Source organism: Stenotrophomonas sp. JC08, assembly GCF_052180205.1.
Taxonomy (GTDB): domain Bacteria; phylum Pseudomonadota; class Gammaproteobacteria; order Xanthomonadales; family Xanthomonadaceae; genus Stenotrophomonas.
Map to the genome: position 1 here is coordinate 2,813,175 of NZ_CP197473.1, position 21,492 is coordinate 2,834,666.

General features: G+C 61.9%; 19 protein-coding genes and 1 tRNA gene. 10 read left to right on the forward strand and 10 right to left on the reverse strand.

Annotated elements, in window-relative coordinates:
• Positions 1 to 27 precede the first annotated feature (27 nt).
• Positions 28 to 990 carry an IS1595 family transposase gene (locus tag ACSBPQ_RS12885; protein WP_442682510.1) on the reverse strand — a complete coding sequence of 321 codons (963 nt, stop codon included), beginning with the start codon at positions 988 to 990 and terminating at the stop codon, positions 28 to 30.
• Between the two features lie 130 nt (positions 991 to 1,120).
• On the reverse strand, positions 1,121 to 1,909 hold the full coding sequence (locus ACSBPQ_RS12890; protein WP_442682511.1) for a ThiF family adenylyltransferase: 789 nt from the start codon (positions 1,907 to 1,909) through the stop codon (positions 1,121 to 1,123).
• A gap of 67 nt (positions 1,910 to 1,976) precedes the next feature.
• Between ACSBPQ_RS12890 and ACSBPQ_RS12895 the strand changes: the two genes are divergently transcribed.
• On the forward strand, positions 1,977 to 3,212 hold the full coding sequence (locus tag ACSBPQ_RS12895) for an IS256-like element ISEc58 family transposase (protein WP_001137513.1): 1,236 nt from the start codon (positions 1,977 to 1,979) through the stop codon (positions 3,210 to 3,212).
• Between the two features lie 14 nt (positions 3,213 to 3,226).
• Here ACSBPQ_RS12895 and ACSBPQ_RS12900 read toward each other — a convergent pair whose 3' ends face one another.
• The 5 genes from ACSBPQ_RS12900 to ACSBPQ_RS12920 form a co-directional block, all read right to left on the reverse strand.
• Complete coding sequence (locus ACSBPQ_RS12900; RefSeq protein WP_442682512.1) at positions 3,227 to 4,111, reverse strand: hypothetical protein; 885 nt, start codon at positions 4,109 to 4,111, stop codon at positions 3,227 to 3,229.
• A gap of 48 nt (positions 4,112 to 4,159) precedes the next feature.
• Positions 4,160 to 5,335 carry a CBASS cGAMP synthase gene (locus ACSBPQ_RS12905; protein ID WP_442682513.1) on the reverse strand — a complete coding sequence of 392 codons (1,176 nt, stop codon included), beginning with the start codon at positions 5,333 to 5,335 and terminating at the stop codon, positions 4,160 to 4,162.
• Entirely contained in the window at positions 5,328 to 6,275 is a 948-nt protein-coding gene (locus ACSBPQ_RS12910; RefSeq protein ID WP_442682514.1) for a CBASS cGAMP-activated phospholipase, read from the reverse strand. The genes ACSBPQ_RS12905 and ACSBPQ_RS12910 overlap by 8 nt, the downstream gene beginning before the upstream one ends.
• Before the next feature lie 480 nt (positions 6,276 to 6,755).
• Positions 6,756 to 6,893, reverse strand: a complete 138-nt coding sequence (locus tag ACSBPQ_RS12915; protein WP_442682515.1) for a hypothetical protein — start codon at positions 6,891 to 6,893, stop codon at positions 6,756 to 6,758.
• Between the two features lie 170 nt (positions 6,894 to 7,063).
• Positions 7,064 to 7,564 carry a helix-turn-helix domain-containing protein gene (locus tag ACSBPQ_RS12920; protein ID WP_442682516.1) on the reverse strand — a complete coding sequence of 167 codons (501 nt, stop codon included), beginning with the start codon at positions 7,562 to 7,564 and terminating at the stop codon, positions 7,064 to 7,066.
• Here ACSBPQ_RS12920 and ACSBPQ_RS12925 point away from each other — a divergent pair.
• The 4 genes from ACSBPQ_RS12925 (at position 7,514) to ACSBPQ_RS12940 (ending at position 12,819) form a co-directional block, all read left to right on the forward strand.
• Positions 7,514 to 7,792 carry a DNA-binding protein gene (locus tag ACSBPQ_RS12925; RefSeq protein WP_414547115.1) on the forward strand — a complete coding sequence of 93 codons (279 nt, stop codon included), beginning with the start codon at positions 7,514 to 7,516 and terminating at the stop codon, positions 7,790 to 7,792. The genes ACSBPQ_RS12920 and ACSBPQ_RS12925 overlap by 51 nt on opposite strands.
• 250 nt (positions 7,793 to 8,042) lie before the next feature.
• Positions 8,043 to 10,403, forward strand: a complete 2,361-nt coding sequence (locus ACSBPQ_RS12930) for a Mu transposase C-terminal domain-containing protein (protein WP_442682517.1) — start codon at positions 8,043 to 8,045, stop codon at positions 10,401 to 10,403.
• Complete coding sequence (locus ACSBPQ_RS12935; RefSeq protein WP_414547117.1) at positions 10,397 to 11,470, forward strand: AAA family ATPase; 1,074 nt, start codon at positions 10,397 to 10,399, stop codon at positions 11,468 to 11,470. Before ACSBPQ_RS12930 ends, ACSBPQ_RS12935 begins: the two co-directional genes overlap by 7 nt.
• Positions 11,470 to 12,819, forward strand: coding sequence for a TniQ family protein (locus ACSBPQ_RS12940; protein ID WP_442682518.1), 1,350 nt, complete (start codon positions 11,470 to 11,472; stop codon positions 12,817 to 12,819). Before ACSBPQ_RS12935 ends, ACSBPQ_RS12940 begins: the two co-directional genes overlap by 1 nt.
• Positions 12,820 to 12,882: 63 nt before the next feature.
• On the opposite strand, the gene ACSBPQ_RS12945 is transcribed toward ACSBPQ_RS12940, so the two are convergent.
• The 3 genes from ACSBPQ_RS12945 to dtd form a co-directional block, all read right to left on the reverse strand.
• Positions 12,883 to 12,958: transfer RNA gene (locus ACSBPQ_RS12945), tRNA-Ile, on the reverse strand.
• A 344-nt stretch (positions 12,959 to 13,302) separates the two neighbouring features.
• Positions 13,303 to 15,153, reverse strand: a complete 1,851-nt coding sequence (gene rpoD / locus ACSBPQ_RS12950) for an RNA polymerase sigma factor RpoD (RefSeq protein ID WP_442682519.1) — start codon at positions 15,151 to 15,153, stop codon at positions 13,303 to 13,305.
• Between the two features lie 91 nt (positions 15,154 to 15,244).
• On the reverse strand, positions 15,245 to 15,685 hold the full coding sequence (gene dtd / locus ACSBPQ_RS12955; protein WP_442682520.1) for a D-aminoacyl-tRNA deacylase: 441 nt from the start codon (positions 15,683 to 15,685) through the stop codon (positions 15,245 to 15,247).
• A gap of 63 nt (positions 15,686 to 15,748) precedes the next feature.
• On the opposite strand from dtd, the gene ACSBPQ_RS12960 reads away from it, so the two are divergent.
• The 5 genes from ACSBPQ_RS12960 (at position 15,749) to ACSBPQ_RS12980 (ending at position 21,264) form a co-directional block, all read left to right on the forward strand.
• Entirely contained in the window at positions 15,749 to 16,669 is a 921-nt protein-coding gene (locus tag ACSBPQ_RS12960; RefSeq protein WP_442682521.1) for a lauroyl acyltransferase, read from the forward strand.
• Positions 16,670 to 16,742: 73 nt separating this feature from the next.
• On the forward strand, positions 16,743 to 17,870 hold the full coding sequence (gene ribA / locus ACSBPQ_RS12965; protein ID WP_442682522.1) for a GTP cyclohydrolase II RibA: 1,128 nt from the start codon (positions 16,743 to 16,745) through the stop codon (positions 17,868 to 17,870).
• Positions 17,871 to 17,935: 65 nt separating this feature from the next.
• A complete protein-coding gene (locus ACSBPQ_RS12970) occupies positions 17,936 to 18,451 on the forward strand; it encodes a PH domain-containing protein (protein ID WP_442682523.1) in 516 nt (171 codons plus the stop codon).
• 11 nt (positions 18,452 to 18,462) lie between these two features.
• On the forward strand, positions 18,463 to 19,956 hold the full coding sequence (locus ACSBPQ_RS12975) for a PH domain-containing protein (protein ID WP_442682524.1): 1,494 nt from the start codon (positions 18,463 to 18,465) through the stop codon (positions 19,954 to 19,956).
• A 297-nt stretch (positions 19,957 to 20,253) separates the two neighbouring features.
• On the forward strand, positions 20,254 to 21,264 hold the full coding sequence (locus ACSBPQ_RS12980; RefSeq protein ID WP_442682525.1) for an IS110 family transposase: 1,011 nt from the start codon (positions 20,254 to 20,256) through the stop codon (positions 21,262 to 21,264).
• The last annotated feature ends 228 nt before the right edge of the window (positions 21,265 to 21,492 follow it).

The window sequence follows — 21,492 nt, forward strand, 5'->3', positions numbered from 1 at the left end:
ATCAAGAGACCTGATTAGCCCCGACTCTCAGCCAAGAAAGTTGCTCGCAATCCGCAGACGCGGCTCCGGACATGGTTTGCACCGCATCATCGCGGTCGCAAGTCGCGACAGCGTCTCGCGCAGGCGGAACCGGCGGTTGAAACGGTACGCCGCTTCGGCCAGGTAGCGCCGCGCGTACTTGGCTTGTTTGACGGCATGGTAGGTGCCACTGATCGCCCGCTTGAGGTTGCCCAGCACGACGTTAACCCATCGCGCTCCAGACACTTCGGTGGCGGCGCGGCCGCCGCCGGTGTCGAGCGTTGTGTGGGCGTGGCCGGCGTCTTCGAGCCGGCGGAAGCAAGCCAAGCCGTCACTGTAGACCTCGCACTCAGGTGCCAGGCGGCGCGTGATCCAGTCGTTGAGCGAGGCGTTGTCGAAGCTGCGGACCGGCTCGATCACTGCGAAGGCCGGGCGTTCGAGGTGTTCGTCCGTCTGCACTGCGATCACGAACGCCTGCTTGTTCTCCGATCCGCGCCCGGGCTTGCCGCCGTTGCGCTCGCCGCCCAAATAGGCGTCGTCAAGCTGCACGAAACCCTGGAGTTTTCTGGAATCCTCCCGCTCGGTCATGGCCTGCATGACCTTGTGCTTCAGGCGCCAGGCGGTCTTGTAGTTCACGCCCAGGTGGCGCATCAGTTCCAGCGCAGCCAAATTGGTCTTGGTCGAGGTAAGCAGGTGCATCGCCAGCATCCAGGTGCGCAGCGGCAGTTTGGTGCCTTCCAACAGGGTGCCCGCCGTCAAGGTCGTCTGATGCCGGCAAGCGCGGCACTGGTAGTAGATCGCATCGCCGCGCCTGAATCGCGAACGCGCGCGTCCGGCACAGGCCGGGCAGCGGTAGCCTTCAGGCCAGCGCCACTTGTACAAGGCCCGGTAACACTTTGCTTCGGTGCCGTAGCGGTGGATGAACTCGCTCATCGAGAGGCCGGGTTGGAACTGCACGCGGTTGATGCCCATGGCGCCACCTCGTTGGCTTCAGGTGGCACCATGCTGTGCCGCAGGCGGCGCAAATCCTGCGACTCGCGGCTGAGGGTCGGGGCTAATCAGGTCAAGAGATGGGCTCCTAAGCCAAGCGCGTCGGATGCAGTCAGATCGTGCGGCATGCAGGACAATCCTTGAGGGGCTCGATGTCCTGATTTTTGAGTTTGCGGGCGCTGCTGCCTTCTACCGTCCGGGTGCGGAATCGCGGCGAAGGCGTTCCACGAAGCCACGCGCTAATTTGATCAATTGCGAGCGCGCTGGCCATCATCGGAGCGGAGACGGCGTAGGGGGTAAACGTCTGGCATCCTTGCACAACTTCTGAATCCGGTGGAAGGCCCAGATCGTACCGTGGTGTCCGCTTACCGTCGTTCAAGACCATACATCTGTAACAAGCATGTTTGGCGCCATCAGCCCAGAGAACTTGTGCGCACTCTCCTTTCCCTGTCACCCACACGTGTTGAGCGTGAGGCCTAGTGGTCTCTGGAAGTTCAAGTCGGTGGTAGTTAATAGCCTCACTCAAAGACTCCTCCCCGGTTGCGTCAATCACGAGGTTGGCTCCATTGAAGTCCTTGGGAAGCTTCGCGCGCCGCACGCTTGAGGTGATCTTTGCGTGGGGAAACTGACTCGTCAGGAGCGCAGCAAGGGCAGCTGACTTTGCTTGGTAGAGGGACTCGATACCCAAGACGTGTCGTCCCAGGTTGCCGGGAGAAAGGTGGTCGTGGTCGATGAGTTGTAGCTCGCCGTCTCCCGATCCTGCCCCAAGCCTAACCAGGGCCTGCGCCAAGTAGCTTCCTATTGAGCCGCAGCCGATGAGGACAACACGACGGCCGGCGAGACTAGGAAAGGTCAAGTTGCGGCTGTGAATGTATTCCGGTGATATCTCATTGACCGACACTCTCCTGATCGGAGCGTGTCAGAAATTTTGTGTGAGAGGCATACCATGATGCTGCCAAGGAGCATGTATGCCACGCAAGAAGAAGACGCCGGTGGTCACGCCGGCCATTGATCTGCCGAAGGAATTTCTCGAGAAGCTGATCCCGGGTCCGATGGACGCGGCCGGGGTCGAAGCCGTGTTCCAGCAGCTGAAGAAGGCCGTGATCGAGCGGGCGCTGGGCGCGGAGCTCGGCCTGCACCTGGCCGACGCCGAGGGCGGGAGCGGCAACCACCGCAACGGCCGCAGCGGCAAGACGGTGCTGACCGACGAGGGTCCGCTGCGCATCGACGTGCCGCGCGACCGGACGGGTACGTTCGAGCCGCAGCTGATCCCCAAGCACGAGCGTCGCTTCGCCGGGTTCGACGATCGGATCGTCTCGATGTACGCCCGCGGCATGACGGTGCGTGAGATCCAGGGGCACCTGGCCGAGATGTACAGCGTCGAGGTGTCGCCGGAGTTCATCAGCAAGGTCACCGACGAGGTGATGGCCGAGGTCACCGCATGGCAGGCGCGGCCGCTGGAAGCGATGTATCCGGTGGTGTTCTTCGACGCGCTGCGGGTGAAGATCCGCGAGGACGGCGTGGTGCGCAACAAGGCGGTGTATCTGGCGCTGGGCGTGCTGGCCGACGGCACCCGCGACATCCTCGGGCTGTGGATCGAGAACACCGAGGGCGCGAAGTTCTGGATGAAGGTGTTCAACGACCTCAAGACGCGCGGCGTCAACGACATCCTGATCGGCGTGGCTGACGGCCTGAAGGGCTTCCCGGAGGCGCTGGAAGCGGTGTTCCCGGCGACCACGCTGCAGACCTGCATCGTGCACCTGATCCGCAACAGCCTGGACTATGCGGGCTGGAAGGACCGCAAGGCGCTGGCGGCGGCGATCAAGCCGATCTACACGGCCCCGACCGCCGAGGCCGCAGAGGCCGAGCTGGATGCGTTCGAGGCCGGCGACTGGGGCGAGCGCTTCCCGACGGTGGTCGCCGCCTGGCGCCGTGCCTGGACGCGCGTGGTGCCGTTCTTCGCGTTCCCGCCGGACGTGCGCCGGGTGATCTACACGACCAACGCAATCGAGAGCGTGCATGCGCGCCTGCGCAAGATCATCAAGACCCGCGGCCACTTCCCCAGCGACGAGGCCGCCACCAAGCTGATCTGGCTGGCGCTGCGGAACATCACCGCCGAGTGGAGCCGCGCGTCTCAGCACTGGAAAGCGGCGATGAACCAGTTCGCGATAATCTACGAAGACCGATTCACGCTGGCTCGCTGAAAGAGACTTCCGGACTAAACCGCCTCACACACAAAAAATCGGACACGCCCCCTGATCGCCGTGTCTCGACGTCCCGTGTGAAGCCTTTGACGAAGCTGGCCGGGCTTGCGGCGGAACGCCACTGCTAGTGTTTTATCTATCTCCATGGAGAAGCCGAACCAGCCCGCTGCGGAGTGGATCAGGAACGTGATCTCGCCATAACGCAGGTAGCTAGGCCCAGAGAAGACGCTGCAAACCCTTCGATAGAGGGAAGGATCCCAGGTCTTTAGCCATGTGAACATCTCCCCGATCGTTGCAGGGAGCCCATTAGGCATAAGCTTGGGCATCTCATTGGACCGGAGAATCCAACTTGAAGAGTCATCGCGCAGTGGTACTTCCCAACCACATGCGCGTGCAATCATCTCCGGCTCCAGCGCTAGGGATGAAATTAGATTTGCCGCACGTGTCTTGAAGGGAAGAAGATAGGAGACAGACTCGGAGTCGCCCGGACTTACAGTCCCCAGCAGGACTTGGCGAGGCAGGGGTTCCTGGCCGATCGACCAGTTCGCGCCAAACTCACTTTGGAACTCACCTTGTCTGTAGCTGGGATTGCCAAGAAGGCGGTCTAGCTCCTTCCTGGCAAGTACGAGACATTGTTCAACCGCCACATCGGGATTGTAACGATCAAGTACGACTGAGCCGGGTGCCAGGTAGCAGAACCCACCCCATGCGCTGATATGAGGGATGAGTGCCGGTGAGCCACCGGGTAGTTCGTGGACTTGAATGATGGGGTAGTTGACAAAGTCCCAATCGACAATCGTCAACGTGACATTTGCCACGCCACCAGTACAGGGCAGCGAGCCGCAAAAGCTATACAGCCCATCTCGAGTTGGGAGCTGCTTGAAGCCTTGCGAGGTCATGAACCTCAGCAGGGAAGAAAGCGCCGTCTTCCTTGGCTGGCTCATCGATTAGCCGGCCTTGGTCGCGCCCACTGCAGGTGCAACGACCCGGACAGGCTCGACTGAGCGAACCTCGGCAGCAGTGTCTATCGACACCAATGAAGGCTCGTTCGCTATGCGATTGCCGAACTGTCTCCTCATGTTCTGGATTGCTGATGCGATCAATCCTTGCCCATAGTGACGGCTAGAGTGGATGGCCTGATAGAGCTCACGAGCCTTCTCAGCTGCCTGAGTTCTTTTAGCTGCATCGAGGCGATTAAAGTCTTCTTCACCGAAATCGATGCCGACTTCGCGGACCTCACCCGATAGCTTCTGAGAAAGCACTTGGGCCACGTTCTCGAGGGCGAGATCGTCTCTTCCTCGAATTGCTTTGAAGGACTGTGAAGCAATGATCATCAACAGGACTGAAGACGGACCGCCGATTTCCCAGTGGTGATCGCGCCATGCTTTCAGGTAGCGGCATACTCGACGCAACTGATCGGTATGCTCGGTGACGCGATCATCGAACCAGTTCGCGACTTGTTCCGGATCTGATTTCTGCCAAGTGCCATCTCGTTTGGCAACGTGGATCTCTTCCATCAACACCCAGAAATCGTTGGGCATCTCGCCACTGTCAGAGTAGTCCTCCAGTCCAGCGCTTTCGCGCAAGTAGTTGGCGCTGGCCTTCGCGGAGTCCAGAACAACTCGTTCGGACACGTGCTGGAACTTCTCTTCAGGCGCCGCATAAAGCGGTAGGTCGATGTGACCCCAACTAGCGATCTTTACGCGAACGCAACGATTGTTGGTGCGATCCAGAATCCAAGGGCGCGTAAGGCAGAGTTCGGTCAGTGAATGTTCTACGAATTCAAAATACAGCTTCGCCATCGCTCGCGGAGGTGCGGTGTCCTCCCAGGCGGTCACCGGCAAGTACACGCCGAAGTCCCAATCCATCTCCTGAGGTGGAAGGTGTGCTCCTTGGATGCAGGTCCGATAAGCCCATGAACCCTGCGTGCGGAACCGTGGTGAGACCATGTGGGACATGCCCAAGACCGTGACGGTTGCCTCCCGGATACTCTTGCGCAGGTGATCACGGATGACGTTCTTTGCTTCCTGCAGCTGACGCTTCTGATCATCTGTAGGCGTGATGACCTTATCTAAGCTGATGGGGTTGTCGTCATTGAGAAAGAGCTTGTGCAGGTTAAGCATGGGTAACTCCTTCTTCGGTTGCATTGGGGCCGTAATAGAACGTGGGATTCTCAGCGGGACTTCTAAGAAGTTCGCGAAATATTGAGTTGCCCAGCGCGACTTTCGATGATTGACGAGCGGCGCCGATCAGTGCTTCCTGTGCTGCATAGTCGGTCTTGTCGAGGGCGACTGATCTCGCCTTTTCATCGGTCAAGGGCTCGTCGATATGGTGATACTGGCCTGTTTTGACCCTGTGCGAGAGCATGGAATTCACGAGGGATTCCTGCGAAGAGATCGCAATCCCGAAAAGGCGCTGTGGTGTATTTACCGGATTGAATCCGCCCCAGTCCAACGTTCCGCCATCGCGCCCCGAGCTTGGGTCAACGGTGAAACGGGATGACATCGTGCCTACAGATAGGACATGAATATCATCCCGTTTTGCACCCAGATAGTGTTGCGCTTCATGTACGGCCAAGAGACCAGGCGCATTGGCGAACAGCCCCCCGTCGATGAACTGACGATTGTCGAAGCAATGTCGCGGGAAATAGCCTGGAGCCGCGCTAGTGGCAAGCGCCACATCGGTCGCCGCGTATGCATGGTCCCTTGTCAGATCGGGATGATGAGGCGTCTTGAACAGCACGGGCACCCCGTTGCTGTAGTCAATGGCCGGTACGATGACCCTTCGGCTGCAGTGTCCCAGCGTCTTCTGTCCGTAGAGGTCCTCTCCTCGGAGTAGATCCAGCAGCGCGAGCTGTGTGTATTTTGAGCGCCAGACGCCCCAAGCAGAAGTGCGGGCTTTGAAAATCTCATGCCCATGAGCCGTGAACAGCTCAACCATCCTAGCGGCAGGAACTTCGAGCGAGAGAGCTAGCGCCAGAATGCCTCCAATAGAGGTTCCTGCGATCAGGTCGAATCGAGAGGCGATAGGCGCTTGGATATGAGCTTCGAGGTCGGCCAGCACTTGAGCTGTATATAGCCCCCTGTAACCCCCTCCTGAGAGAGCCAGAACCCTGAAAGGGTTCGTAGCGGCGTCAACGATTGGATCAGAGGGGAGCGCAACGTCTACCACTCCCGCACCAGTAGATGAGTACTGCTGAGTCACGTCCTGTTTCCCCCTGAGAAAGGTCACTTTCCAGCAACTATCAGGTCCAGGGCTCTCAAAAGTTGCGACGAGACTTCCTTGACCGTCTTTGCATCAGGATGGTGACGTGCGTCACTCCTTTCAAGGGGACAAGGAGTCAAATCTTGAGCTCTAGTGCGAAGCCCCCTGATCGGCAGTGCTAAGGCACCATCTGCTTTAGTTACAAGGGAAGGCCTAATGGCATACCAACCCAACGCCGTGATCTGGGAGCGGCGATTGGCGACCTCGTGTGAACCTAAATGCCCAAGCAGCGATATTCCTCACAAAAGCCTCTGCCAAATGGCTTGATCGAGTCACCTGTTAACTTTTCCCGGCCTTGTCGATTTGCCACGCCCCAACGAGCAAAGTCAGCCACGCGAACCCGAAGAACGTCCAACGGCGATCATCATCAGGCAGCACTACGACCATCAGCATCTGGAAGACGGCAAGCAACACCATGGCCAGTCCGAAGCGATATCGCCGGGGATTGCCGCCTGTCGGGGGATGCGAGACGACTCTACGGATCCGTGCGATGGACCCTTCCGGGCCCTCGTTGTCCACGGAGCGCAACCTGTCGCGAACTTCCTGCCGTTGCTGGGGAGTCAGTCGACCCTTCTTGCGTGAGCCAGTCATTTGGCGAGCCTGAATATCGTCGCAGCAGCTGCGGGATCAACGCTTCCCTGATGGTTGAACTGCGCATATAGCGCGGCCAACAGGTTCTTCCGGTCCGAGCGTGTTGTGGGCTTATCCCGCTCTGACGCCCACTCTTCGATCAACTCCAGAATCTCGTCCATCAGGTCCCAGTCGACGTCACGTGCGGCGCGCCGATCCGTCGCCAGCCACAGGATGTCGACACCCACCTCGGCGATCCTCGACAGATAGCTGATATCGGGCCGGGTCGCATCCGCTTCGTACGCCACTTGGGTCGCCTTGCTGACGCCCCCTGATTCGGCAAGAGCGGCTTGGGTCAGCCCCAAGCGCAGGCGCTCTGACCTTAGTTTCTTGCCGTAAAGTCGGGTTTCTTTACTTTTTACTATCATCGCTCCATATTGTAAAGAATTCCAACCTAGGTCGTAACCATGGCCGATCGCCCACAGGTACTCAACAACCTCCGCCATGCTTTTGAGCACGCCGGCATCTCCGTATCTGAATGGGCTGATTCACACGGATTTCGCCGCGAGAACGTCTATGCCGTGCTTTCAGGCCGAACGAGGGGGCGGCGCGGCGAGGCGCACAGGATCGCGCTCGCATTGGGACTGAAGCCGGAGGCGCACTCCAAGGCTGCAGAGACGCTGCACATGCAACTGAAGAGACTTCGGGCCATCCCGCCCTGCCTGGAGGATCCCCCTATGAGCTAGCTTGCCGGGGGCCAGAACGACGAACCCCGGCGTCAGGGCCGGGGCGTCGAAAGGACAGCGTTGGTAGCGCTTGGCCTGACTGTACCCCCAACTTCCACACGAAGGCAATCCCCAGTCGGTTCGGGAGGTTTTGTGCTGTCCGAAAGACAGCATCCTCCCGGGATGCCGAACGGGAACGCGCCACGGGCCAAACTTTACGGATGCCGGGGAAGAGATGTCATTCTCCAATTTGGATATCGAGTCATACATCGTGAGCCACGATCTGCCGCCAGTGGCAGCAGACTATCTGCGCAGTGCATCGAGGGGGCTGTCAAGAAATGTTGGCACCAGCGGCTACGCCAGCATCAAGACCGAGTATCAGTCGCCCAAAATGGGAACAGCCGTGAACACGGAAAGCCGGACGGGCGAGCTGGCCTTCGCTGTTCATCTGGATCACGACCCTGATGTGATCGGCTTCTATGAGCAGCCACCTGCTGTGGATTGTCATCGTGTCCTGAAGTCCGGTACGAGCCGGCTCATCGCCTATAGGCCGGATTTTATCGTCCTCCACAAGGAGGGCCCTTGTGTCGTACAGATCAAGCCAGAAGACAAACTAAAAAAGCTGGCGGAGAAGTCACCAGACTGGATCATTGAAGGCGACAACTATCGTGATCTTGCTGCGGAGCGAGGCCTTTCAACACTGGGGCTTCCGCACAAGGTCGTTTGCATCTCGCAACTGAGCAAGCTTCGAACAGCAAACATTGCCTTGCTCCTCCAGTCCCTCGACGAACCGTGCCCAGATGCAGCCCTCACAGACTCATGCCTATCCCATCTGCGGGAAGCGGGCATGATGTCACTGGCATCGCTGGCAAAATCGCTCGGACTGGTGGATCTGTCGCCTCTGCTTGTACTGCTTGCAAAACGACAGATCTTTACCGAGCTCTCTCGCTTCTCGTTGACCCAACCCGACGCTTGCTTCATCACTGCTGATCCATCCTTGTTGCATGAAGCCGTACTCCATGAGTGGGAGCAAATGGCTCGCGATCCTGCGGGCGACCTGGAGGGACATGCATGCCGCAAAGGCTTGCCCTTGGCCCGGCACCTGAAACTTGGTTTAGCCAACCTTGAAGCGCTTGGCAATGGAGCCAGGGGCCGAAGTGCGAGGCGTTGGCGGCAAAGAGTGCTGGAAGGTGAAGCCATCGGTCTGTCGCCAGTCGTGGCCGTCACGCCCAAGTACCACTTGTCTGGGAATCGGAATCCAAAGCGCCCAGAAATCGTGCTCGCATTCGCCGAGGACGTGATCCGAACACATTGGCCTTCCGATAATCGCCCAACGCCCAGCGCCCTTTACCGCCTGTACAAGACCGCTGCCGAGGATTTCCACCCGCATTACAAGCATATTTCCAAACCCGCATTCTGCAGAATCCTGGACTTAGTCAGAGATGCATTGGCGCTGGGTCGTGGTGGAAAGCGCGCCGCGAACGCCGCCCAGGAAGCGACCGATGTCCACGAACGTGCACTGCTCCCCAGCAGGCCCTTCGAACTGGCTACTTGCGACCACTATCTCACCGATTTGTACTGTGAAGTTCTGGATGCAAATGGCATGACCTATGCCATGCAGCCATGGCTGACCGTTCTACGTGACTGTTACACGAAGTCGATTCTCGCGTTCTGGATCACGCTGAAGCCGCCGAGCCGTCGCAACTGCGCGCTGATCATCCGACAGTGCTTGCGACTGCATGGTCGACTGCCTGAAACGATCATCGTGGATCACGGCGCCGAGTTCGAATCCGTCTATTTTTCGAGTCTTCTCGCCCACTGCCGCGTCAATCTGATGTTCCGTCCATCGGGGCATCCACGGTTCGGTAGCGAAGCAGAGCGCTTCTTTGGCCAATTCAAAGACCTGTGGCTGTCGTTGCGGCCAGGAAACAAGGTGTCGGTCAAGGAAATCCGCAGCGTCTCGGGAAGTCACCGTCCCGAAAAGCTCGCCTGCCTTTCGCTGCTCGATCTGTGGGACGACCTTCTGACCTTCAATCAGTGGCTCGACAGCTACGCAACTGAATCCAGCCTTGCCTCGCCGAGCGTACTTATGCAGCGTGGCCTCGGAAGCTTCGCATGCTCTGGCAGGAAGCTCCCCTACGACGACACTTTCATCATCGCTTCGGCCGTCGACGACGGAAAGTACGCGCTTGATCGGCAGCGCGGGCTCCACATTGGCGCCTTCCACTACTGGAACCCGAAGCTCTCCTTGCTTGTCGGGCGCGGCTCGGTCAACGTCAGGATCGATCCGGAAGATCCATACCGCGTCTACGCACTGGTTGAGGGAAGCTGGATCACGTGTCTTGCTTCACGGTCTCCGACATACATGACGCAGACGCACTTGAAACAGGCCGTGGAAGGGGTCCTGGTACACGACGGTGGCAAGGCACGTGACGCGGCCAAGAACGATGCCGACAGGAATCTGGTCCGCGCAATCCTGTCCAGACAGTCCGGTAATGGCGATACTTCTTCCGCCAACATGACCTCACCGCCCCCCAGCCACGCAGTTCCCGCCGCCAACACTGAACTCGAGGAGCTGTTCTCTGCCGCCGCGTCAAGTCAGCTCGAGAGGCTGGAGACTCATCAATGGTGAGCCCGGGATGCTGGATACGCGACGCCATTGATCAAATACAGATATCGAAAGTCGAGCACAAGCGCTACGTCACTGTTCGAAAGACGATCGTTGCGAGACTGCGCGCCATTCTGCCCGGCGAGTTGATGGTGCTGGTTGGGCCTCCTCGTGTCGGGAAGTCGCGTTGCATATGCGACGCCCTATCGATATCGGAAGACAACAAGCCAGATTCCAAGCTTGTGATGAGCGCTGTCATGGTCGATGCGGAGAACTCCGCAAAAAACGGCGAGTTCTCCACGAAGGATTTCATGATCTCCTGTCTGAAGGCCATCCATCATCCAATCTATGGCGAGCCCGCCGAGGATGATCTCTGGGGATTCAAACTGGATCAACTCCTGCACAAGACCTCGGAAGCCACATTGCGCCAAGCTTTCGAACGTGCTTTGGAGCTGAGGCAAACCGAGTACCTGATCATCGATGAGGCACATCACGTCAAATATGTCCCCGGTGGCGACGCTGCGGCTGCACGCGTTCTTGATTCATGGAAGTGCCTTGCTAACAAGACCAAGGTCAAGCTGGTTTTGTCTGGCTCGTACAAGTTACTCCCACTTCTGGCCCTGGCACCCCACATGGTAGGCCGCCAAAGTCCGCTGGACTTTGGCCGATACAGAGTCAACCCTTCCGACGTAAACAGTTGGGAGCAAGTGCTCAGGGAGTTCAGCAAGCTTCTCAGGTTCGACGAGAAAGTTTCTCTCAGCACATGGAACATTCTGCTCTTTGAAGGTTCACTGGGCTGTGTTGGCCTGCTTTCCAGATGGCTTCGTTCTTGCCTCGCATCGATGCTGAGTGAAGGCGTCAACGCTCTGACGCTGGAAGCGCTGCTGGCGGAGCGCCTCCCCACAGTCCAGGAATGCAAGTTGCTCGACGAAATACTGTTGGGAGAAGCGGCTATGAAGCGGTTCCACGAGAACAACCAAACGCAGCTCCCGCCTCAGAAAGTGAACAAGGAGAGCAAGAGCAGCCACCAGAAGAATGGGCGGCCATTCCAGCGCAATTCTCGACGCAGTCCGGCGGGCGGAAGGGCCTGATGGGCCACTTGCTGCCGCTTCGGATGCTGGGCACTGGATCAGCCGATGTCGAAGCACTGCCCTCTTATCTGATTCGCCTGGCTTCCGCACACGGCATCACTACGGGCCATCTGATGCGTCTGCTACTAGCGAACACAGGAAACTCGGAAGTCGACCTGGCGGCAGGAATCCACTCTCAGCCGTTTGCAGGCCTGGTACGTCCGAACACGACTACGCGGAGGGTATTGGAGAGCGCGACCCGGCACGTTCTGGAGCCGCTCGGAACGTTGATCCAAGGGACCTTTCTGTTTCTCTATCCCGCGATCAAGCGATCAACCTACACTTATTCCCCGACGATCAGATGGTGTCCTGCATGCCTGTCCGAGCAAACGGTCATTCACGGCGCGGCGTACCTGAAACTCTCATGGCTCCTTGAAGGCGCAGAGGCTTGCGCGATACACCGCCTCCGGCTAAGGAACACGTGCCCTCATTGTCAGAGGTTTGCTCGGCCGATGAATCGCTGGCTAGCGATCAACGTTTGCCAGCATTGTGACGCGCCGTTGGACCGGGTGACCGCTGACGATGTCGTTCTTACCGTCTCGACAGCTGCTGCACCTGATCTGGTCAGATTTGTTGGAGACCTCGCCCATCGCCACATCCCGTTCCCGATCGGTGCCGCCAATCGCTTCATCGATCAGATATTCAATGAAGCATGGGCTAGCCAGAGGGAGCAGGACCTCTGGAAGAAGCTTCCGCGAGACGACTGCCTCCGCTACGCGAACCCGGATGAACCGATCACACTGCCAACAGCGCGCCGAATCGCCTATCTGCTCGAAATGCCCATCAGCGAGCTTCTCGACGGCGGCACCCCAACTGTTCAGTCGTTTGGCTTCGCTGCCGAACAACCACTGCCAGCCCCTATGGAGCCAGGCAAGCGAGGGCCGAAGGTGAAAGTCGAAGCGCTTGGCAAAACGCTGATGGAGGCACTAGCGACTGGCGCTCCCCGCTCCCTTGAGCAAATCTCACGAGATTCTGAGACAACGGTAGGCGCAATGCGCTATCACTACCCGGACCTCGTCCGTCGGCTTGCCTTGAACTGGAATGCGCATCTTGCTGCAGAGCGCAATCGCAAGAGGGCCCAGGCGCGGGAGGCCACCTTCAACGGCATCCAGACCTGGCATCAACGGCAGACGAAGCCCCTGTCCCGGAAAGGGCTGCTGGCCGAACTGATCAGGGAAACCGGCCTCCCGAAGGAGGTACTTCGGCAAGCGATCCAGCAGTTCTGGATACCGGCCTTGTCTGCTGCCCTTGGCTCGGAACCCGCCAAACCCCCGACACCGAGCCGGACCGACTGTGCTTTACGCAAATGATAGTCTGGCCATTCCGGCCAAACTATGCGTTCCAGAACAAACACCGCAACGCATTGATTTCCATGGTGGGCCCACCAGGATTCGAACCTGGAACCAAAGGATTATGAGTCCTCTGCTCTAACCGTTGAGCTATAGGCCCGCAGCGACGGCACAGTGTAGTGGAGCGGGCGCACAACGGCCATGGTGGAAGCGATATTTCCTGCTGGATTGCAGGCGTTTTTGCCATCAACAGACAGGCCTTTGGCATGACATGCGGCCCGGAAAATACCGGGCACAACTTCTTCCGAAACGAGGATGTCCAGAGGCATTGGACGGGAGAAATAGACAGCCCCACGCCTGCTGCAGGCACGACAAAGCCACTGTCCGAAAGGCCACGCAGCAGCATCACCGGCAACATCTCCGATGCCCGGCAGCCGGAAAAGAAGAACCCCGCCAAGGCGGGGTTCTTCTTTGCAAACTTCTACGACCCGATGATCCCTGCGATCAATCGATATCCAGGAAGCTGCGCAGCTGTTCGGAGCGGCTCGGGTGACGCAGCTTGCGCAGCGCCTTGGCTTCGATCTGGCGGATGCGCTCGCGGGTGACATCGAACTGCTTGCCCACTTCTTCCAGCGTGTGGTCGGTGTTCATGTCGATGCCGAAGCGCATACGCAGCACCTTGGCTTCGCGCGGGGTCAGGCCGCCGAGCACATCACGCACGGTCTCGGACAGGTTGATGTTGACCGTGGTATCCACCGGAGACTCCACATTGGTGTCTTCGATGAAATCGCCCAGATGCGAATCCTCGTCGTCGCCGATCGGGGTTTCCATCGAGATCGGCTCCTTGGCGATTTTCATCACCTTGCGGACCTTGTCTTCGGGCATGTCCATTTCCTTGGCCAGCTCTTCCGGCGTCGCCTCACGGCCGAACTGCTGCAGCATCTGGCGGGAAATGCGGTTCAACTTGTTGATCGTTTCGATCATGTGCACCGGGATGCGGATGGTGCGCGCCTGGTCGGCGATCGAACGGGTGATGGCCTGGCGGATCCACCAGGTCGCATACGTGGAGAACTTGTAGCCGCGACGGTACTCGAACTTGTCCACGGCCTTCATCAGGCCGATGTTGCCTTCCTGGATCAGGTCAAGGAACTGCAGGCCGCGGTTGGTGTACTTCTTGGCGATGGAGATCACCAGGCGCAGGTTGGCCTCGACCATCTCCTTCTTGGCCTTGCGGGCACGGGCCTCGCCATAGGCCATCACGCGGCTCATTTCCTTCAGCTCTTCCAGCGACAGCGAGGTGCTCTTCTCGACGTCCTGGGTGGCCTGCTGCTCGGCGATGATCTGGTCCTTCACCTCGCGCAATGCCGAGGACCACTTCTGCTTGCGCTTCAGTGCGTCTTCCACCCATTCCAGGTTGGTCTGGTTGCCTTCCCAGGAGCGGATGAAGTCCTTGCGCGGCATCCGTGCGGTGATCGTGGCCAGGTGCAGCACGCGGCGTTCCTGGGCCTTGATCGAGCCCATCACGTCACGCAGCTGCTTGACCAGTACGTCGGTCAGCGGCAGCGGCAGCTTCAGGGTGACGAAGGTGGCCGACAGCTCGTCACGCAGCTTGGTACGGGCCTTGTCGTCGCCCTTGGCGTGGGCCTTCTTGAACTTGACCAGGTCACTGGCCAGCAGGTCCATGCGACGCTCGACCTCGGCCGGGTCCGGACCGGTCGGGCCGGCTTCCTCTTCGGCGACGTCGTCGTCTTCCTCGTCCGCCTCGGTATCGCTGTCGGCCTCTTCGGCCTCGGCCGCCGGTGCCGGGGGCGCCGGCTCCTCTTCGGCAAAATCATTGAAACCGACAATGATTTCCGCCAGGCGCTTCTTGCCTTCCTTGTGCAGCTCGTAATCGGCCAGCACCGCTTCCACGGCCAGCGGGAAGGTGCCCAGTGCAGCCTGCACCTGGCCCAGGCCTTCCTCGATACGCTTGGCGATGGCGATTTCGCCTTCGCGGGTCAGCAGCTCGACCGTACCCATCTCGCGCATGTACATGCGCACCGGGTCGGTGGTGCGGCCACCTTCGGTATCGAGTGCGGTCAGCGCGGCGGCGGCTTCTTCGGCCGCGGTATCGTCGACTTCACGGTTGCCGGTGTTGCCATCACTCAACGCCAGCGTGTCGGCGTCGGGGGCAACTTCATGGACATCAATGCCCATGCCGGTGATCAGGGCGATGATGTCCTCGATCTGCTCCGGATCGACCATGTCGTCGGGCAGGTGGTCGTTGACTTCGGCGTAGGTCAGGTAGCCCTGTTCCAGGCCCTTGCTGATCAGAAGCTTGATGTCGTTTTGCTGGGCAGGACGTTCGTTGGCCATCTAGTACTCGCGCCACCGGCGGGGAAATGAAGAGAACCTACTATTATACCAGCGCAGCATAACGCTTGCCGGGCGGTGGTTTCACGGCGCGTCAGGATCTGAGCAGGAAGGTCACGGGCCCGTCATTGACCAGGCTGATTACCATATGGGCACCGAAGCGGCCGGTTTCCACCCTTCCGGCGTGTTTTTCACGGCAGATGGCGACCAGCTGGTTGAAAGCCGGTTCAGCTTCGTCCGGCGGCGCCGCGGTGCTGAAGCCCGGACGCATGCCCGAACGGGTGTCGGCGGCCAGCGTGAACTGGCTCACCAGCAGCAGTCCGCCGCCGGTATTGCGCAAAGAGAGGTTCATCTTGCCGGCATCGTCGGCAAACACCCGGTAACCGAGCAGGCGCTCGGCCATCCGCGACAGCGCCGCGTCACCATCGCCGGGCTCCACCCCTACCAGCGCCAGCAGGCCCTCACCGATTTCGCCGACAACGTCCCCTTCGACCGTGACCGACGCCCGGGTGACACGCTGGATCAGACAAAGCATGGCAACTTCCTGCTATAGGGTCACAAACCTTAACACCCCCCAGCAACCGCTAAACTCGCCCGGATGAAACCCGAAACCGCCGCCAACCTCTATTACCGACTGGCCCTCGTCCTGACCCGTCTGCCGTGGCCGTGGCTGCGTGCGCTGGCCGATGGCCTGGCCTGGGTGTGGGGACGGATCGATGCACGCGAAAGCCGCGTGACCCGCCGCAACCTCGAACTGGCCTACCCCGGGATGCCGGCCGCCGAACGCCAGCGCCTGCACCGCGAGATCCTGCGCACCACCGCCCGGCAGGCACTGGAAACCCTGTACCTGTGGACCCGCGACCCGGCCCGCAACCTGCAACGCCACCTGCGCCAGCGGCATGGGCAGGATCTGTACGACGCGGCGCTGGCCGCCGGCAAGGGCGTGATCGTGGTCGCCCCGCACTACGGCAACTGGGAGCTGCTGAACCAGTGGCTGGCCTCGCGCGGCCCGTTCGCGTTCGTCTACGCCCCGCCGGACAACCCGGCCGGCGACGCCTTCCTGCAGCGGGTGCGCAGCGGCGACAACGTGCGCCAGGTGCGCGCCGAAGGCCCGGCGGTGCGGCAGCTGTTCAAGGTGCTCAAGGACGGCGGTTCGGTCGCGATCCTGCCCGACCAGCAGCCCAAGAACGGCGATGGCGTGTTCGTGCCGTTCTTCGGCATCCAGGCCTTGACCATGACCCTGGTTAACCGGCTGGCCCAGCGCACCGGTGCCACGGTGCTGTTTGCCTGGTGCGAGCGGATCGGCCCGGACCTGGAATTCGCCCTGCACGTGCAGCCGGCCGAGGCCGGCATCGCCGACCCGGACCTGGCGACCGCCGTGGCCACGCTCAGCGCCGGCATCGAACGCATCGCCCGCCGCGACCCGGCGCAGTACCAGTGGACCTATAAACGCTACACCCTGCGCCCGCCGGGCAGCGGGGAAACAGACCCCTACGCCACCGCCCGGCACCCGCACTGATCCGCTGCGTGCAACGCTGCCTCACCCGCCTGCCGCGATTGAATCCCGCGCGACGACCCCCATCTGGTTTCCGATGAGCGCCTCTTCCTCCACTTCGACCCTTGCCCCGGGCTTTGCCGAAACCGCCGCCATCCGCAGCGAGCGTGCCGCCGCGGAGCTGCGCGCAGGACGGCCCCTGGTCCTGGTCGACGGCAACCGCCAGCGCGCCATCCTTGCGCTGGACAGCACGACCCCGGCCAGCTTCAACGCCTTCGCCGAAGCCGCCGGACAGCAGCACTACCTGTTCCTCAGCGCCCACCGCGCACAGACCCTGGGCATCACCAGCCCCCATGGCATCCGCATTCCGCTGGCCGGCCTGGCCCTGGACAGCCTGCCGGCGCTGGCCTACCTGCGTGATGCCACGCCACCTCCCGGCCCGTTCGCCGAAGGCGATGCCGGCGATGCCGCCGCCGTCGAGCTGGCGCGACTGGGCCTGCTGCTGCCGGCGCTGGTGGCGGTGGAGCTGCCTGCCGGCAATCCTTCGTTTGCCGGCTGCCTGTCGCTGGAGCTGTCCGACCTTGCCGCCGGTGCCGCCGAGGCCGGCCAGGACTACGAACTGGTGATCCGCTCGCCGGTACCGCTGCGGGATATCGGCATGAGCGAGTTCGCCGTGTTCCGCGGCGGCGTGGCCCAGCGCGACCAGGTCGCGGTGATCGTCGGCACGCCGGACCTGGACGGCATCGTGCCGGTGCGGGTGCATTCGTCCTGCCTGACCGGCGACCTGTTCGGCTCGCTCAAATGTGATTGCGGCGACCAGCTGCGACGCGGCCTGCACACGCTCAAGGAACTGGGCGGCGGCATCCTGCTGTATCTGGACCAGGAAGGCCGCGGCACCGGCATCGCCGCCAAGATGCGCGCCTACGGCTACCAGCACGAGGGCCTGGACACCATCGACGCCGATGCGCAACTGGGCTTCGGTGCCGACGAGCGCCGCTACGGCAGCGCCGTGGCGATGCTGCGCGGACTGGGCGTGCAGCGCGTCCAGCTGCTGACCAACAACCCCACCAAGGTGCAGCACCTGCGCAATGCCGGGATCGAAGTGGTCGGCTGCGTACCGGTAACCGGCCAGATCACCCTCGAGAACGAGCAGTACCTGCGCACCAAGGCCGAGCGGGCCGGGCATCAGCTCGATGTCGACGCCCTGATCATGGCCGCGCAGTAGCCCCATCTCACAGACCTGCGGGCGGATGCTAGGCTCGCCGCTGCCTTGTCGCCGGAATCCTCCGCGTGTCGATCCAACCTCCCGCGCTCCCTCCCGATCCCCCTGTCCACGATGGTGACTGGCAGCCGCTGCCGCCGCGCGGCGCCCTGTTCGCCGCGATCGGCGCCGGACTGACCAGCGCGATCATCCTCACGCTGGCACCCGGCGTTCTGGCGCTGGTACTGCGCAGTCCACACTGGATGCCGATCGCCGTCTCCGGTCTGGTCATCGGCCTGCTGGCGGGCAGCGTGTTCGGCTGGCGCCGGCACCGCCGCACCTTCTGGCGGCTGGATGAGCAGGCACTGGGCGTACGCCGCGGCCACCTGTGGCAGAGCGAAAGCCATGTGCCGGTCTCGCGCGTGCAGCACCTGGACCTGCGCCGCGGCCCGCTGGAGCGCGCCGCCAGCCTGGCCACCCTGACCGTACATACCGCCGGCACCCGCCTGAACACCGTCGCCATCACCGGGCTGGACCAGGCCGATGCCGAGCGCCTGCGTGATCGCCTGGCGCGCCAGCTCAATCACGATGACGACGCGCTGTGAGTCAGGCGCCCATGGACGCTGAAGAACGCCGGCTGCATCCGTGGTCGTGGCTGTTCGCGCTGCAGCAGCAGATCCAGCAGCTGCTGGTACCGCTGGTGGCACTGCTGGTGTTCGGCCGCCGCAGCAATGAGGACGGCCTGCCCTACCAGCACTGGATCATCGCGGCGGTGTTCGCTGCCGTGCTGGGCTCGGCGCTGGCCCGCTACTGGAGCTACCGCTACCGCATCGGTACCGACACCCTGAGCATCCGCAGCGGCATCTTCGAACGTACCCGCCGCGAGATTCCCTTCGCCCGCATCCACAACGTGGTGGTGCACCAGAACCTGCTGCACCGCCTGTTCGGCGTGGCCGAGCTGCGGCTGGAGTCGGCCGCCGGCGACAAACCCGAAGCGCAGATGCGCGTGCTCAAACTGGAGCAGGCGCTGGAACTGGAACACCTGATCCGCCATCGCGGCAAGGCCGCGCCCGGCGCGGAGGCGCAGGAACCGGCCACGGACGTGCTGCTCACCCTGCCACTGCCGGAACTGGTGCGACAGGGCCTGATCTCCAACCGCGCGCTGGTGGTGCTGGCCGCGGCGGTCGGTGCCGCCTACCAGCTGTTTCCGCGCCGTGCCATGGAGGAGGCCATCACCCAGCAGGGCCGTCAGGTGTTCGGCTATGCCAGCCAGCTGCAGCTGGGCACCGGCACCGTGGTCGCTGGCGCGGCCATGCTGCTGGTCGCCGCGCTACTGCTGATGTGGGCGATGTCGATCGGGCTGGCGATCATGCAGTACCACGGTTTCCGCCTGACCGAGGCCGACCGCCGGCTGACCGTCGAACGCGGACTGCTGACCCGCCTGCGCAGCAGCGTCGCCCGTCGCCGCATCCAGGCCTGGACCCTGCGCGAAGGTGCGCTGCACCGGTTGTTCAGGCGCCGCCAGCTGCGGGTGGATATCGCCGCCGGCGGGGCCGGCGAGAAGGACGGCCGGGCGCTGAAGGAACTGGCACCGCTGGCGCCGCCGGACACCTGCGATGGCCTGTTGCAGCAGCTGCTGCCGCAGATCCAATGGCCGCCAGCGCACTGGCACGCGGTTTCCACGCGCGGCTGGTGGCGGCTGTGCCTGCCGGTGCTGCTGCCGGTGGCCGCATTGACCGCGGTGCTCACCCATCAGACCGGCGCGCCGGGGCTGCTGCCGCTGCTGCCGCTGCTGTGGCTGCCGTGGTCGGCGTTCAAGGCCCACCGCCAGGTCAGCCGCATGGGTTACAGCGTCGACGCGCAGCGTGTCGCCGTGCGCGGCGGCTGGTGGAACCGCTGGTGGCGCATCGCCGAACTGGACAAGCTGCAGGCGCTGCGGCTGGAGCGCTCACCGCTGGACCGCGCGTTCGGCACCGCCACGCTCACCCTGGACACGGCCGGCGCATTCGGCGCACCGCCGCTGCAGCTGCGGTTCCTGGACGAACAACGGGCGCGGGAGCTGATGGAGCAACTGGGCCGGGAAATGGCCCGGCGCAAGCTGCGCTGGTAACGGCCCGGCCGGCGTCAGCGGCAGCCATCACGCCGCGCCTCCAGCCGGCTGAAAACCCGGCCGCTCAGTTCCGTAGCCCGGGTAAGCAAAGCGCACCCGGGAGGCACGCCAAAGTCTGGTAACGGAAAACCTGCTTTTCCGGATCCGGTATCAGGCGTGAAGCCGAGTCACCGGGTTGATCCCTCTCCCCGGGTGCGCTGCGCTTACCCAATGGAATGGACTCCTCCCACTGATCCGGCATCGAGGTGCCAGACTGGAGGTGTTGATCAACCAGTCCCACAGCAGGAGGAGTCCGTCATGCAGATTAATCGTGTTGCATTGGATCTGGCAAAGCAGCTGATCCAGGTGCATGCCGTGGATCTTTCGGGCAAGGTGCTGGTGCGCAAGCCGCTGCGCCGAACCCAGCTGTTGCCGTTTTTCCGTGAGCTTGTGCCGTGCGAGGTGGGCATGGAGGCCTGCAGTGGCGCTCATCACTGGGCGCGGCAGTTGCAGGCGATGGGGCATCGGGTGCGGTTGTTGCCACCGCAGTACGTGAAGCCGTTCGTGCTAGGGCAGAAGAATGACGCCAACGATGCCGCTGCCATCTGTGCAGCCATGAGCCGACCAGAGATTCCTGCAGTGACGGTCAAGACCATCGCCCAGCAAGATCGGCAGGCCCTGCATCGGATCCGCAGTGCGCGGGTGGCGCAGCGTACCGCGCTGGTCAACCAGACCCGTGGGCTGCTGGCCGAGTATGGGTTGGTGGTCGGCCGCGGCCGAGGAACCTTGCGCCAGGCAATCCCCGAGTTGCTGGAAGATGCCGAGAACGGCCTGAGCTTGGACTTTCGCCAACTGCTGGCCGAGCTGTATGACGAACTGGTCGTGCTGGATGCGCGGGTTGAGCAACTGACGGGCCGCATTGAGCAGCAGGTGCGCCAGGAACCGGACACGCAACGCTTGATGCAGATCCCCGGCATCGGCCCGTTGACCGCCAGCGCGCTGGTCGCAGCAATAGGCGATGCGACCCAGTTCCGCAATGGTCGGCAACTGGCCGCGTTCCTGGGGCTGGTACCGCGGCAGCACTCCAGTGGCGGCAAGGCACGGCTGCTGGGGATTCACAAACGCGGTGACAGCTATCTGCGCCAGTTGCTGGTGCATGGCGCACGCAGCGTACTGCGCACCGCCGCCAACAAACCCGATGATCGCAGCCGCTGGCTGGTGAATCTGTCGACCCGCAAACACCGCAACACCGCCACCGTGGCCCAGGCCAACAAGACCGCACGCATCGCCTGGGCGGTGCTGGCACGCAACGAGCCCTATCGCCCCTGAGAATGGGGCACGCGTCACTTCACCTTGAGTTTGCTCAGTGGTTGATGAGGAATTTCGGTAAGACCGTCGCGGGAAGAGCCTGAGTAGCCCGGTGGCCACAAGGCCGCTTACCCAATGAGGCACCCGCGGGCGACTGCTCCATCATGGCCAGAAGCACAGGCTTCACTCACAGGCCGAATATACGTTCGCAGTCTCTACCGGAAAAACTCAAAAGCGGCTTGGCAATCG

Excerpts from the sequence above, each read along its gene's own strand:
- ACSBPQ_RS12895 (WP_001137513.1), top strand. The coding sequence starts at position 1,977 with ATGCCACGCAAGAAGAAGACGCCGGTGGTCACGCCGGCCATTGATCTG.
- ACSBPQ_RS12975 (WP_442682524.1), top strand. The coding sequence starts at position 18,463 with ATGGACGCTGAAGAACGCCGGCTGCATCCGTGGTCGTGGCTGTTCGCG.
- ACSBPQ_RS12935 (WP_414547117.1), top strand. The coding sequence starts at position 10,397 with ATGGTGAGCCCGGGATGCTGGATACGCGACGCCATTGATCAAATACAG.
- ACSBPQ_RS12925 (WP_414547115.1), top strand. The coding sequence starts at position 7,514 with ATGGCCGATCGCCCACAGGTACTCAACAACCTCCGCCATGCTTTTGAG.
- ACSBPQ_RS12905 (WP_442682513.1), bottom strand. The coding sequence starts at position 5,335 with ATGCTTAACCTGCACAAGCTCTTTCTCAATGACGACAACCCCATCAGC.
- rpoD (WP_442682519.1), bottom strand. The coding sequence starts at position 15,153 with ATGGCCAACGAACGTCCTGCCCAGCAAAACGACATCAAGCTTCTGATC.
- ACSBPQ_RS12940 (WP_442682518.1), top strand. The coding sequence starts at position 11,470 with ATGGGCCACTTGCTGCCGCTTCGGATGCTGGGCACTGGATCAGCCGAT.
- ACSBPQ_RS12980 (WP_442682525.1), top strand. The coding sequence starts at position 20,254 with ATGCAGATTAATCGTGTTGCATTGGATCTGGCAAAGCAGCTGATCCAG.
- ACSBPQ_RS12960 (WP_442682521.1), top strand. The coding sequence starts at position 15,749 with ATGAAACCCGAAACCGCCGCCAACCTCTATTACCGACTGGCCCTCGTC.
- ACSBPQ_RS12885 (WP_442682510.1), bottom strand. The coding sequence starts at position 990 with ATGGGCATCAACCGCGTGCAGTTCCAACCCGGCCTCTCGATGAGCGAG.
- dtd (WP_442682520.1), bottom strand. The coding sequence starts at position 15,685 with ATGCTTTGTCTGATCCAGCGTGTCACCCGGGCGTCGGTCACGGTCGAA.
- ACSBPQ_RS12900 (WP_442682512.1), bottom strand. The coding sequence starts at position 4,111 with ATGACCTCGCAAGGCTTCAAGCAGCTCCCAACTCGAGATGGGCTGTAT.
- ACSBPQ_RS12915 (WP_442682515.1), bottom strand. The coding sequence starts at position 6,893 with ATGGTGTTGCTTGCCGTCTTCCAGATGCTGATGGTCGTAGTGCTGCCT.
- ribA (WP_442682522.1), top strand. The coding sequence starts at position 16,743 with ATGAGCGCCTCTTCCTCCACTTCGACCCTTGCCCCGGGCTTTGCCGAA.